Source organism: Metabacillus sp. KH_069 (assembly GCF_057838075.1).
Genome location: NZ_CM174460.1, coordinates 895,408 through 908,678 on the forward strand (window position 1 = coordinate 895,408; position 13,271 = coordinate 908,678).

General features: G+C 41.8%; 14 protein-coding genes. 11 read left to right on the forward strand and 3 right to left on the reverse strand.

The features are described 5' to 3' along the window. The first annotated feature begins 12 nt into the window (after nt 1-12). The 8 genes from lplA to aceA all read left to right on the forward strand — a co-directional run bounded on the left by lplA (nt 13) and on the right by aceA (nt 8,822). Nucleotides 13-1,002, forward strand: coding sequence for a lipoate--protein ligase (lplA, locus tag AC3ISE_RS04580; RefSeq protein ID WP_489223213.1), 990 nt, complete (start codon nt 13-15; stop codon nt 1,000-1,002). Between the two features lie 335 nt (nt 1,003-1,337). Further along, a complete protein-coding gene (locus AC3ISE_RS04585) occupies nt 1,338-2,894 on the forward strand; it encodes a fatty acid--CoA ligase family protein (protein WP_489223214.1) in 1,557 nt (518 codons plus the stop codon). Between the two features lie 17 nt (nt 2,895-2,911). Then, nucleotides 2,912-3,682: an enoyl-CoA hydratase-related protein gene (locus AC3ISE_RS04590; RefSeq protein WP_489223215.1), complete on the forward strand. Its 771-nt coding sequence runs from the start codon at nt 2,912-2,914 to the stop codon at nt 3,680-3,682. Between the two features lie 361 nt (nt 3,683-4,043). Further along, complete coding sequence (locus tag AC3ISE_RS04595; protein WP_489223216.1) at nt 4,044-4,595, forward strand: helix-turn-helix domain-containing protein; 552 nt, start codon at nt 4,044-4,046, stop codon at nt 4,593-4,595. Between the two features lie 17 nt (nt 4,596-4,612). Continuing rightward, complete coding sequence (locus AC3ISE_RS04600) at nt 4,613-5,326, forward strand: AzlC family ABC transporter permease (RefSeq protein WP_489223217.1); 714 nt, start codon at nt 4,613-4,615, stop codon at nt 5,324-5,326. Further along, nucleotides 5,323-5,628, forward strand: coding sequence for an AzlD domain-containing protein (locus AC3ISE_RS04605; protein WP_489223218.1), 306 nt, complete (start codon nt 5,323-5,325; stop codon nt 5,626-5,628). Before AC3ISE_RS04600 ends, AC3ISE_RS04605 begins: the two co-directional genes overlap by 4 nt. A 74-nt stretch (nt 5,629-5,702) precedes the next feature. Then, a complete protein-coding gene (locus AC3ISE_RS04610; protein WP_489223219.1) occupies nt 5,703-6,971 on the forward strand; it encodes a M48 family metallopeptidase in 1,269 nt (422 codons plus the stop codon). Between the two features lie 564 nt (nt 6,972-7,535). Next, nucleotides 7,536-8,822, forward strand: a complete 1,287-nt coding sequence (aceA, locus tag AC3ISE_RS04615) for an isocitrate lyase (protein WP_489223220.1) — start codon at nt 7,536-7,538, stop codon at nt 8,820-8,822. 211 nt (nt 8,823-9,033) lie between these two features. On the opposite strand, the gene AC3ISE_RS04620 is transcribed toward aceA, so the two are convergent. Further along, the gene (locus AC3ISE_RS04620) at nt 9,034-9,267 is read right to left on the reverse strand and encodes an IDEAL domain-containing protein (RefSeq protein WP_489223221.1); all 234 of its coding nucleotides are present in this window, start codon (nt 9,265-9,267) and stop codon (nt 9,034-9,036) included. Nucleotides 9,268-9,618: 351 nt separating this feature from the next. Here AC3ISE_RS04620 and AC3ISE_RS04625 point away from each other — a divergent pair, with 351 nt between their 5' ends. After that, nucleotides 9,619-10,191: a competence protein ComK gene (locus AC3ISE_RS04625; RefSeq protein WP_489223222.1), complete on the forward strand. Its 573-nt coding sequence runs from the start codon at nt 9,619-9,621 to the stop codon at nt 10,189-10,191. Here the strand turns inward: AC3ISE_RS04625 and AC3ISE_RS04630 are convergent, their stop codons facing one another. After that, the gene (locus AC3ISE_RS04630; protein ID WP_133311989.1) at nt 10,192-10,554 is read right to left on the reverse strand and encodes a YhjD family protein; all 363 of its coding nucleotides are present in this window, start codon (nt 10,552-10,554) and stop codon (nt 10,192-10,194) included. Nucleotides 10,555-10,736: 182 nt separating this feature from the next. Between AC3ISE_RS04630 and AC3ISE_RS04635 the strand changes: the two genes are divergently transcribed. Then, nucleotides 10,737-11,354, forward strand: a complete 618-nt coding sequence (locus tag AC3ISE_RS04635) for a TVP38/TMEM64 family protein (protein ID WP_133311988.1) — start codon at nt 10,737-10,739, stop codon at nt 11,352-11,354. An 18-nt stretch (nt 11,355-11,372) separates the two neighbouring features. Further along, nucleotides 11,373-11,876 carry a signal peptidase I gene (lepB, locus tag AC3ISE_RS04640; protein ID WP_489223223.1) on the forward strand — a complete coding sequence of 168 codons (504 nt, stop codon included), beginning with the start codon at nt 11,373-11,375 and terminating at the stop codon, nt 11,874-11,876. 2 nt (nt 11,877-11,878) lie between these two features. On the opposite strand, the gene AC3ISE_RS04645 is transcribed toward lepB, so the two are convergent. After that, entirely contained in the window at nt 11,879-12,991 is a 1,113-nt protein-coding gene (locus AC3ISE_RS04645; protein WP_489223224.1) for an MFS transporter, read from the reverse strand. Between the last annotated feature and the right edge of the window lie 280 nt (nt 12,992-13,271).

Sequence of the window (13,271 nt, forward strand, 5' to 3'; positions counted from 1 at the left end):
GAGGAACAAAACATGCTATTTATCGATAATCAGGGGATTACGGATCCAAGAATAAATCTGGCCATAGAGGAGTATTGCCTGAAAAACTTAGATCCTGAACAAACTTATCTGCTTTTCTATATCAATGAACCTTCCATCATCATCGGGAAGAATCAAAATACAATAGAAGAAATTAATACGAAATATGTAGAAGATCAAGGGCTGCATGTAGTCCGCAGATTATCAGGCGGCGGAGCGGTATACCACGATCTTGGAAACTTGAATTTCAGCTTTATCACGAAAGATGATGGAGACAGCTTTCACAATTTCAAGAAATTCACTGAACCTGTGACACGTGCGTTGAAGCGTCTGGGCGTAGATGCTGAGCTAAGCGGCAGAAATGATATTTTAGCTGAAGGCAGAAAAATTTCAGGCAATGCACAGTTCTCAACTAGAGGCAGAATGTTCAGCCATGGCACTCTCCTGTTTGATTCAGAGATGGAGAATGTTGTTTCCGCGCTAGTGGTAAAAAAAGACAAGATTGAGTCAAAGGGCATAAAATCGATTCGCAGCCGGGTAGCAAACATCAGTGAATTTCTGGAAGAAAAGATCACGATTGAACAATTCAGAGAGATCATTCTCCGTTATATCTTTGATACAGATGGCGAAATTCCGCAATACAAACTGACAGAAACAGACTGGGAAAAAATCAATGAACTCTCAAAAGAACGTTATCAGAATTGGAACTGGAATTACGGCAAATCGCCAACCTTTAATCTTCAGCACTCACACCGTTTTCCAATCGGTCAGATCGATGTTCGTTTGGAAGTGAAAAAAGGCCAAATTGAAAACTGCAAAATTTTTGGCGATTTCTTCGGAGTGGGAGATGTTGAAGAAATTGAAAACCGTTTAAAAGGTCTGCAATATGATCGTTCCTCAATTGAACTTGCTCTCAGGGACGTTGATATCAAACACTATTTTGGAAACGTGGAGAAAGATCAGTTTATCGATCTGCTGTATTAATACATGTAAGGGATGTCCGTAAATCGGGCATCTTTTTTGCTTAGGAAATTATAAAATGTAAAAGGTTTTGGATAATTAAATAATGTTATCTACGGTAAGCGCAAGCGCCTAGATCCTCGGTCAGAACAAATCCGCCAAAAAAGTCAAACCCGGACTTTTCTTTCGGATTCTTATCTGCCTGTCGGAGCGGGCCTTGGCGCTTGCGCTTTTGTTCTTGAAATAATTTAAACAAGCCGTTTGTTGAGTATTTCTCTTCCATAAAATATAATAGACTTATAGTTTTAAATTTTTAGAAAATGAATGGTTATTCATTCATTTTTACAAGGGGTGGGAGAATGAATTTATCATCACAGCTGTCTTTATCCGCAAAAACGTATAGAGACAAGCCGGCATTTATCTTTGAGGGAAAGGAAACATCCTATGGGGAACTGGATGTTTTAATCAGCAAATTTGCAGATGGCCTGCAGAAGCTCGGAGTGAAAAAAGGGGATCATCTCGCTCTAGTGCTTGGAAATTCACCATATTTTGTTATATCGCTATATGGAGCAATGAGGGCTGGCGCTACAGTCATTCCAATCAATCCAATCTACACACCAGATGAAATCGGGTATATTTTAAACAATGGTGATGTGAAAACAATTGTTACTCTTGATGTTCTGCTGCCTTTATTTGAAAAAATGAATCCTGTTTTGCCAATGATTGAGAATATCATTTCATGCGAAATTCCTCCAACTGATGCAAAATCAGGATTGGATGTTTCAGCACTTTCAATCAGCACGAAATTGAAATCGTTTACAAGTTTAATTGCTTCGTCTGTTTCAGAGCCGGAAGAGGTCATTCTCTCAGAAGAAGATGTTGCCGTCATTTTATATACATCAGGTACCACTGGGAAGCCTAAGGGGGCAATGCTCACTCACAAGAACCTTTACAGCAATGCAAAAGATGTAGGTTCTTATTTGAAAATGAATGATGGTGACAAGGTGGTTGCAACTTTACCTATGTTCCACGTTTTCTGTTTGACGGTATCACTCAATGCGCCGTTAATCAGCGGGGCAACACTGTTAATTGTGCCGCGCTTCAGTCCTGCTGAAATGTTCAAGCTGATTAAAACCTATGAAGCTACTGTTTTTGCAGGTGTGCCGACAATGTATAATTTCCTTTTGCAGCACGCGGCGGGGGATGCAGACGATCTGCAGTCTCTCAGACTCTGCATTTCAGGCGGGGCGTCTATGCCGGTTGCGCTATTAAAAGGATTTGAGCAGAAGTTTAAGGTCGTGATTTCTGAAGGCTATGGATTATCTGAGGCTTCTCCAGTTACGTGCTTTAATCCGCTTGACCGTCCGCGAAAAGCAGGATCAATCGGCACGAACATTCTGAATGTCGAAAATAAAGTAGTCAATGAATTAGGAGAAGAAGTGCCTCATGGACAAGTTGGAGAGCTGATTGTTAAAGGTCCAAACGTGATGAAGGGGTACTATAAAATGCCTGAAGAAACAGCCCATACGATTCGGAATGGCTGGCTTTATACAGGTGATCTTGCCACAATGGATGAAGAAGGCTACTTTACCATTGTCGACCGCAAAAAAGATATGGTGATAGTCGGCGGATATAATGTTTATCCGCGAGAGGTTGAGGAAGTGCTTTACAATCATTCTGGTGTAGTGGAAGTAGCCGTTGTCGGTGTTCCGGATCCAAACCAGGGAGAAGCTGTGAAATGCTTTGTTGTTTTAAAAGATCAGTCACTGACAGAAGAAGGATTAAAAGCATACTGCCGCGAACATTTAGCTAAGTATAAGGTTCCAAGTTCCATTGAGTTTTTAGAAGAACTTCCTAAAAATACAACAGGGAAAATTTTGCGCAGGGCGCTTAAAAATCAAGTTCTGCAAAAATAGTCAGGAGGAAGTCTGTTTTGACCAACATTTTATACACAGTAGAAAAGCACCTGGCCGTAGTCATGTTAAATCGCCCGGAGGTATTCAACTGCTTCAACTATGAAACACTGCTTGAGCTTGAGGCGGCAGTTGAAGATATCCGCACGAATCCTGAAGTCAGAGCTGTGATTTTTACAGGTGCAGGGGAAAAGGCATTTTGTGCAGGCGCCGATCTGAAAGAGAGAAAGACTCTGACAGATCAGCAGGTAAAACGGAATCTATATAAAATTGGCGAGGTATTCACAAAGGTTGATGCCCTTCCACAGCCAACAATTGCAGCCATCAACGGTTATGCATTCGGCGGGGGAATGGAGCTTGCCCTGTCATGTGATTTCAGACTGATAGCAGAAGGCACGTCTGTCGGGCTGACCGAAACAGGCCTTGGCATCATTCCCGGTGCAGGGGGAACGCAGCGCCTTCCGCGTATTATCGGCGAGGCTAAAGCGCTTGAGCTTATTTTAACTGCGCGCAAAATTACGTCAGTGCAAGCACTGGAGTATGGTCTTGTTTCAAAAACAGCTCCAGATGTCATGGCTGCGGCAATCGAGCTTGCAGAAGAAATGCTCAAGAATGGACCTATTGCTCTGCAGCAGGCTAAATTTGCCATTAAACAGGGGATGAATGCAGATCTTCAGACAGGCTTGCATATTGAGCGCAAGGCTTATGAAATAACGATTCCTACCGAAGACCGCATTGAAGCTTTAGCGGCTTTCAGCGAAAAGAGAAAACCCGTTTTTAAAGGGAAATAAGAAGGAAGCGGCCATGTGATTGGCCGCTTTTTCTATGGTCTTTTTTCTATGGTCTTTTCGTAAACATTCTTGCTTTAAGATTACATGGTAAAACCTTAAGTGGATTGCAGCGGAAGGAACTTGACTCCTGCGGGAAATAGAGCGAAATGGGAGACCCCGCAGGCACGCCGAGGAGGCTCACACGCTCCCCGCGGAAAGCAAGTTCCTCTCGCTGCAAGGAACGGACAACATTTATAATCCGAAATTTTTCTAATTCCTTTTCATGGACTTTAGTCTCAAAAATCAGAATATTACTATTTCTATATTGTTCAAAATATAATACGAATGTATACTATATAAAACAAATTAAAAGGGAGAACTTATGAAATCACTGCAGGAACAAATTGGAATCAACTTAAAGAATGTGCGCAAAATGCGGCAGTACAGTTTGGATCAGCTTTCAGCCGTTACTGGTGTGAGCAAAGGAATGCTTGCACAGATTGAAAAGGGCCAGTCAAGTCCGACCGTTAATACGCTCTGGAAAATTGCGAACGGACTTGGTGTATCTTTTTCGTCTCTGGTAGAAGAAGAACAGACGAGTGTTGCGGTTGTACGCAGGGCGGATAAAACAGCCGTTCAGGATTTGAATGAATTATACAATGTCTTTTCCTATTTTCCTTATGATCAGCAGAAGAAGTTTGAAATTTTTCTGCTTGAGCTGCTGCCGGGATGCAAGCATGTATCAGAGCAGCATTTAAGCGGAGTTGAAGAGTATCTGTTTGTAAGTGAAGGAGAAATGTCCGTTTCTATTGGAGAGGCACATTTTGAGCTGAAAAAAGGAGACTCCATTAAATTCACCGCTAACCGAGAGCATGTTTATGAAAATAAGGCAGATGTGGCCGCAAACTGTTTTCTGCTGATTTATTATCCGTAAAGGAGAGAGGGAGATCAATGGCAACAACAGCATTTTTAAGAAAACAGTCACATTTTTCTGAAGGAATAACAGCCGGCCTCAGCATTGCAATTGGCTATATGCCTGTTGCTATAACATTCGGACTGCTTGCAAGTGATATAGGACTTACTCTATCCGAAACCGTTTTAATGAGTATTTTCGTTTTTGCGGGAGCTGCACAATACATATCACTGAGCCTGATTGCAGCCGGCACCGGAGTATTTGAAATTATTTTTACTACTTTTATTGTGAATATCAGGCATTTTTTGATGTCAGCTTCTTTGAATGAAAAGGTTGAGGAAGACAGCTTGTGGAAAAAAGCGCTGTATTCATTTGGGATTACAGACGAAACGTTTTCGGTTGCTTCTGTGAAAGAAGGGCATGTTTCAGCCGGTTATATGTTTGGGCTTATTTTCATTTCCTATTCAAGCTGGGTAGTGTTTTCAGGTGTTGGGCATCTGATAGGTGCCAACTTGCCGGAAACGCTGCAGGAGAGCATGTCGGTTGCGCTATACGCGATGTTTATCGGTCTTTTAGTACCTTCTATGAAAAAGCAGAGGAAAGTTGTATTTCTAGCATTAACTGCTGCAGTTATTCATTCGTTCATTTACCTGACAGGGCTCCTTTCAACTGGATGGGCTATTGTCGTGTCTACGCTGCTTTCAGCTGTTCTAATTGAGCTAATCTATTCAAAAGGAGGAGAGGCAAAATGATCAGTAATGTCATGATGATGATTTTCGGCATGGCAGTTGTGACCTATTTGCCGAGGATGATTCCTCTGGTAGCTCTAAGCGGTATCGAGCTGCCTCCTTTTGTTCAGAATGTATTAAGAAACGTTCCTTATGCAACCCTCGGAGCATTGATTGTTCCTGGTGTTTTTCTTATTCAAGAGGATATCTGGTTTGGAATTACTGGGGCGATTGCAGCTTTTGCCGTTGCTTATCTGGGTGTTAATGTCATCGTCGTTGTGATGAGCTCCATCCTGACGCTGATTGTATACGGCCTCGTGTTTTAACCCGAATTTTAAGTTCTAACTCTCTTTGTCGTGAACTACACTAATACAAAGAGCTTGTTCGAGGGGGCGTCATCATGCGCAAATGGCTGACTGTATCAGTCCTGATTTACTTCTTGTATGGCCTGTTTGTTTATTGGTATATCTATATGGGTGCAGATTCCGCCCTGCCAACCCAGTTTCAGGGAGGTTCAGCTGATCCGAATACGTTTATGAACAGCCGCGAACTGGTCCTGTCAGGCGAATATTCCAGGCTTAGGGATTTTCTCTATTTCATAACAGCGCCATTTGAATGGTTTATCTTTTTCGTTATTCTAGTTATTGGGTTTTCAAGGAAAATTCAGCATTGGTCTGAAGGGATTTCACGTTTCTTTGTGATTCAGACAGCGGTATATGTGTTCTGGCTTTCTTTTATCGTGACGCTTTGTGCGTTTCCAATCGAATGGATGCGCTATAAAATCTCGCTTTCTTATCACATTACAACTCAATCCTTTGCTGGATGGATGAAAGATCAATTGATTGATTTCTGGGTGAATTATGCGTTTATGATTTTAATTGTTGCTGTGCTGTACGGGCTTATCCGCAAGTTTTCCAGGAAGTGGTGGCTTTTTGCATGGGTGCTGTCGATTCCGTTCAGTCTGTTTTTAATGTTTATCCAGCCCGTTCTAATTGATCCGCTCTACAATGATTTTACCCCGCTTAAAAACAAAGAGCTTGAAACGAAAATCCTTGCTATAGCGGAAAAAGCGGATATCCCGGCAGAGCATGTGTTTGAAGTGAATATGTCGGAGAAAACAAATGCGTTAAACGCATATGTAACCGGAATTGGGGACAATTCGCGAATTGTGCTCTGGGATACTACTTTAAACAAACTGAGTGAGGAAGAAATTCTGTTTATCATGGCACACGAAATGGGACATTACGTCATGAAGCATATTTACGTCGGAATTGCCGGCTACCTTGTTTTGACACTGATCGGTTTATATTTGATCAACCGGTTAATGAATTTTTCGATCAGGCGGTTCGGGCATATTCTCAATATCACCGAAAAACAGCAGCTTGCTTCATTGCCGTTATTTCTGATGCTTATGGGGATGCTTACTTTTGCCTCAGATCCATTTTCCAACATCATTTCACGCCATCAGGAAAAAGATGCTGATTTATACGCCATTGAAATGACTGAAAATCCGGAAGCAGCCGTCAATACGTTCCAGGAGTTGACGAAAGCCGGCTTGAGCCAGGTTAATCCGCCCGGCCTGGTGAAAATTTTCAGATACAGCCATCCTACGATACTTGAGCGGATTACGTATCTTGAGGAATGGGGCAACGGTAATCCTGATAAATAAAAATAGCAGCAGAGGCTGGGACGTAACGATCATCTCCCGAATTAAAGCCGAACATTGAATAGTGTGAAAAGGTTATTTTCGCATAGGTTGTTGTTTTCATGATAAATAATGTCCGTTACTTTCCGCTCCAGGAACTTGCTTTCCGCGGGGAGCATGGGAGCCTCCTCGGCGTTGCCTGTGGGGTCTCCCACTTTGCTCTATTTCCCGCAGGAGTCAAGTTCCTTCCGCTGCAATCCACTTAAGGTTTCTATCATTTAGTCTGCGGCAACAATAAGAAAAAAATCCGAACTAAAACGAAATTCAAGTTGGAATTTCGCATAATAGTTCGGATTTTTCTTTGGCTGAAAACCTTTTGTCCCAGCCTCTGTTTTTATTTTTTACCTGAAATCATTGTCTTTTACCCCTTGAAAACCCCATCCTATCAAGCATTCAATCTCAGAAAATAAAAAATTCAAAAAATTTTAAAGAAAAAGATTCCATTTCCAATTAATCTGTTATATATTAATACTATAAAATAATAACTGTATTATAACAATACAAACAACCTATTGGAGGGATCAGGAAATGACAAACGAAAGAGCACAGAAATTACAGGAAAACTGGGCAATGGATGCAAGATGGAATGGGGTAGAACGACCATATACAGCTGAAGAGGTTATTCGCCTTCGCGGATCGATTGATATTGAACATACACTTGCACGCAGGGGAGCTGAAAAGTTCTGGAACCTGCTGCAGACGGAAGATTATGTACATGCACTGGGCGCACTAACAGGAAATCAGGCAGTTCAGCAAGTAAAAGCAGGATTGAAAGCGATTTATTTAAGCGGCTGGCAGGTAGCGGCTGATGCAAATCTTTCAGGACACATGTATCCGGATCAAAGTTTATATCCGGCAAACAGTGTGCCGTCTGTTGTAAAACGCATCAATCAGGCCCTTCAGCGTGCCGATCAAATTCAGCATCTTGAGGGAGAAGGAAACATCGACTGGTTCGCTCCGATTATTGCAGATGCAGAAGCCGGTTTCGGCGGACAGCTGAATGTATTTGAATTAATGAAAGGAATGATTGAAGCTGGAGCTGCTGCGGTTCATTTCGAAGATCAATTATCATCTGAGAAAAAATGCGGTCACCTTGGCGGAAAAGTATTGCTGCCGACACAAACAGCTGTAAAGAATTTAATTTCAGCTCGTCTTGCAGCTGACGTTATGGGCGTTCCGACATTAATTATTGCAAGAACAGATGCAGATGCAGCTGACTTAATCACAAGTGATGTAGATCCTGAAGATCAGGCGTTTATTACAGGTGAGCGCACACCGGAAGGCTTCTTCCGCACAGCTGCAGGCATTGATCAGGCAATCGCACGCGGACTTGCTTATGCTCCGTATGCTGACTTAGTCTGGTGCGAAACGTCTGAGCCGAACTTAGAGCAGGCGCAGAAGTTCGCTGACGCCATTCATGCAAAATTCCCAGGCAAGCTGCTTGCCTACAACTGTTCGCCATCTTTCAACTGGAAGAAAAAATTAGACGAAGAGACAATTGCCAAGTTCCAAAAAGAAATTGCTAAAATGGGCTACAAATTCCAATTTGTTACGCTTGCCGGTTTCCATGCTCTAAATTACGGCATGTTTGAACTTGCAAGAAAATACCGTGATCACGGCATGGCTGCTTACTCTGAGCTTCAGCAGGCTGAATTTGCAAGCGAGCAATACGGCTATACAGCAACAAGACATCAGCGCGAAGTCGGAACAGGCTACTTTGATGAAGTATCACAAACCATCACAGGCGGAACTTCTTCTACAACTGCGTTAAAAGGTTCAACAGAAGCAGAGCAGTTCACAGCTAATCAATCTTAAGCAGGACAGAAAAAGCTGCCGCATCATTTTGGTGCGGCAGCTTTTCTTTTTGTGTACTGGATTTAATTTTGTTGCTTTTTTGAGATCTAAGATGTTGTATGATGCCTTTGAATCGAGAAGTTTTTTTGCGAAGGTACCCATAGGAGCTGTATGCCGCCCAGCACATTCTCCACCAACAACATAAAAGCAAGCCCCGCTTCGGGGCTTGCTTTTAAATGATTAATCGCAGCTCTGCATATTCTTTGGCTAACTTTAAAAATAGCGGTTTGTCATTGAGGTCCAAGGACTCATCGATCTTTTCCGAAAGGAGGGACAGTTTCCGGGTTAACACAGCTTCATCCAACACCATTTGAATGTAAATATCAAGTACGGTTTCCTGTTTCTTTTCCATCTTGAATGTGTTACGGGACTTCATGATCTCGGTATACGTTTTCCTGTTTTTCACGAAAGATCACCCCTGATGCCTTTTTTTAATTATATGGATAATAGGCACAGAAATCAACTAAATATTTATAATTTTTAGAAAACTTATTTCTCCAATTTCTGCATGTGGTTAAAAGTCAGGAAAACATGGAAGTGCAAAGATAAATGGAACGCAGAGCAGGACATGAAAGTTGATTGGATTCTGCCGGATGCCGTGTATTAGAGGCTTGAATTTTGTATAAGAGAGTTGTCTGCAGCACTTTCTCTAACTTATCATCTCAATGTTAAAATATTGTAAAATTGTAGAAAAAGAGAAATGGATATGCTAGATTAAAACTAGTTCTATACTCCTATATAATTAGAGGTGAAAATTTTGGAAAACGAGCAAGCAGAGTATTTAGATCATTACGTAGCAAATCGATTTACGATGGCAATCTTGCCTGAGGTGCACAGAGGAAGTCTGTTTTCTAGAGTCATTGAGGCAGAGCAAGAGGTTTTTGTGAAGCTCACTCCTCAGGATATTATAAACCGAAGCTGTTCTTATTTCGGGTCCAGCTACGAAGGACGCAAAGCCGCCACAAGGGATTTAATGGGGATTACACACAAACCTCCGATTGTCATTGATCCGGGAAATCATATGTATTTCTTTCCAACGTCTTCTTCATCAAGAAGGCAATGCGCATGGATTTCGCATGCACACATTCTTCAATATGCAGCTGCTGATTTTGATAATACAGACATTTTCTTTACAAATGGGGGCAGTGTAACAATTTCAGTCTCTTCAACGTCTTTTGAGAACCAATTATTCCGGACGGCTCAGCTGCGCACGATCATAACAGCACGAATTGAAGAAGAGCACCGCAAGATGAACTTGGTGCTGTTTCCAAAGGAAAAGCAGACAAATCTCATTTACGAACAAATCATTCGCGAGCTGAACAAGCATTAATTACTTTTTTATCACTTTAAATAAATATTCTTCCATGAGTTCGCATACTTTATTGCGTATTCGGGGATTAAAATAATTGTGCTGCTCCTCGTAGCCTTTAAAGATGAATGAATACATCGTAAATGCTTCATCTCTTTGCACCTGGCTGACCTTTATGCTGTTTTTTTTCAGTTCATGGCGTACGACTGTCAGATCCTTTTGTGCAAGTTTGAGTGATTCTTCGATGATGTTCAGGTAGGGCTGTTTAAGCTTGAATGGACTTTGCTCAATGATGGATAAGTCCCGGTTGAATATGGAAATGGTCATCGGAAGGTATATGGACATTTCAATTGCATCTCGAAGGTCTGAGGGAATTCTCGTCATCAAAAAAACCTCGCTTCAACATTATGAAAAGAACGTATGTTCGATTTTATTTTACTTTATCAGCTTATGAAATGCAAGTCTGTTTTATGCATGCTCCGCACAGGAAACTACCCTCTATGTTTAAAGTCTTTACACAAACGTGTAAAATAATAGCATAGATAAAGATGTAAGGAGCTTACCGCATGGAACTCGAGGCGTTTTTGGATTATTTTACTATTGAAAGAATGATGGAATTTTTTAAAGATTACCGTTCGTTTGGTCCGCTGCTGGGCATAGGGCTTCCTTTGCTTGAAGCGTTTCTGCCATTTTTGCCGTTAGTCGTTTTTCTTGTAGCGAATGCCAATTCGTTTGGCCTGTGGTTCGGTTTTATTTATTCCTGGATCGGAAGCTGTCTTGGTGCCCTAATTCTGTTTCTGATCGTTCGAAAGTACGGACAGGAGAGGTTCTTCAGGGTTTTCAGCCGGAATGCGACTGTGCAGAGAATGATGGGGTGGCTTGAGAGGCACGGGTTTGGTCCTTTGTTTTTGCTGCTTTGCTTTCCGTTTACGCCATCTGCAGCCGTTAATATCGTGGCGGGGCTGTCCAAGGTGAGTATCTGGCAATTCAGTTTGGCTGTGCTGTCCGGAAAGTTTGTGATGATCTTTTTAGTCAGTTTCATCGGATATGATTTGCGTGCTTTGATTACGCAGCCTTCAAGAACGGTCATTGCCGTGGCTGTTATTTTTTTATTGTGGTTCATCGGCAAGCAGCTCGAAAAGCGGCTCAATGTCAAAATGCTTGAAAAGAAAAGAGATCATTAAATTTACGGGGGAGTTAAGATGAGAAAAAGATACTGGTTTTTTTCAACTGTCATCACATTCTTGCTCATTATTACCATAAAAAATCTCATTTTCGTTGATTACAAGGTTGAGGGTGTTTCCATGCAGCCCACTCTGACAGCCGGACATCTGCTGTCCATAAATAAGGTCAATCACCGCCTGTTTGATTTCAAACGCTTTGAGATCGTTGTGTTTAAAGCACCGGGCGGAGAAGATGCTTACATCAAAAGAGTGATCGGTTTGCCGGGGGATGAACTCGAATATAAAAATGATAAACTGTTTGTAAATGGCAAGGCAATGGAAGAACCTTATTTGAAAACGCTGAAAAAAGGGACTCCTTTCGGAAGAGTAACAGGCAGCTTTACCTTAAAAGAAATCACCGGAAGAAATACGATTCCAGAGGGATATCTATTTGTTTTAGGGGATAATCGTCTCGTAAGCCGTGACAGCCGGCAATTTGGCTTGATCAGTCAGGATGAAGTGATCGGAAAAGTGAAAGAATGAATCTATTTTCTGATTGTAAAAAGAACAGCTATGCTGTAAAACACTGAGAACAAAAACAGAATTCCATGAAAGGAAAAGATGCCGGCTATTAAAGGGCCTATACTTGCTCCGGCTAAAAGCAGGAATGAATATAGGGACACTGCAGTTGCCCTGTCACGTCCTCCGTATTCGCCGATAAGCGAAATGACCGCGGGTATGCAAATGGAGAGCGATGCTGTGTATAACACAGAAAATCCTGCTGACATGTAAAGATTGGTGCTTAAAAATGATAGAAGAAATGAAAGGATTATTCCAATCAGGGCATATCTGACGGCAGTCAGCTTACCATACCTTATAATCCACTTCACACTCATCAGTGAGAAAAATACCCCCGTTAATCCCGCAGCTTTGGCCCAGAACAAAGCCTCATTCGAAACCGTTCCCCCGTATTCTCTGTGAAAACCTTCATAGTAAGCAACAAAAGACATTAGCATCGCAAAAGCAAGAAGATAACACAACATCAATTTTTTGTTTTTAAGAATAGAGCTTAAAGAAGAGAAGAAATTTTTCCGTACAGTTCCCGTCCTTTTTTCCTCAATTAAAAAGACCATCCCAGCCATTACAAAAGCATACATACATGCAAAAAAATAAAACACCGCAGCCCAATTGAATGCAGCTGCAATCGCTGAGCTGATCAGCTGACCCATGATGCCCGACATCAAAAACCCCATATTGATGAGGGAAATCAGCCGTGTCCTTATTTTCTCATCAAAGGCTTCAAAGCAATAGGCATAAGCGACAGGCGCGAAGCAGCCCAAAAAAAATCCTTGTAAGGAGCGCAGCGGGAGAAAGGTTGAAGGTGCCGCAAAGGCTAAGAGAACCGTGGCAATGATGGAGCAGCCAAATCCGGCAATGAGAATTTTTTTCTTCCCGGCCATCTCTGTAAGCGGCCCAAATACAAGTAGCCCGGCTGCATAGAAGAAGGTGAAAAAAGTGCTTCCGAGTACAGCTTCATCAAATGAAATTCCAATGCCTTCTGCTGCTTCATGATAAATCGGAATAAGAATATAGATGCTGCTTGCGACCATGATTGCCGTGATTAAAAAAAAGAATGAGAGCAGATTAATTTTATTCATTTTCCTGCCTCCTTTTCATTCATATCAAAATTCAGATAGCATCCAGCATCTATGTCCAGCGCAAGTACCCGGATTCTCTCTCAGAATGGCTCTGTCAAAACCTTGCCGCTTTCACTTTTCTTATAGCCTATGCATCATCTTATCAGGCCGTTCTCCCATGATTCTGCAAAACTTGGAAAGGGTGCGGGAATGGTATTCCCCTGTTTTTTCAAGTAAAATAGATGTAGAGATTACAAATGAAAGAATAGATAGCTTAAAGAATGAAAAAGGCATATTGGTA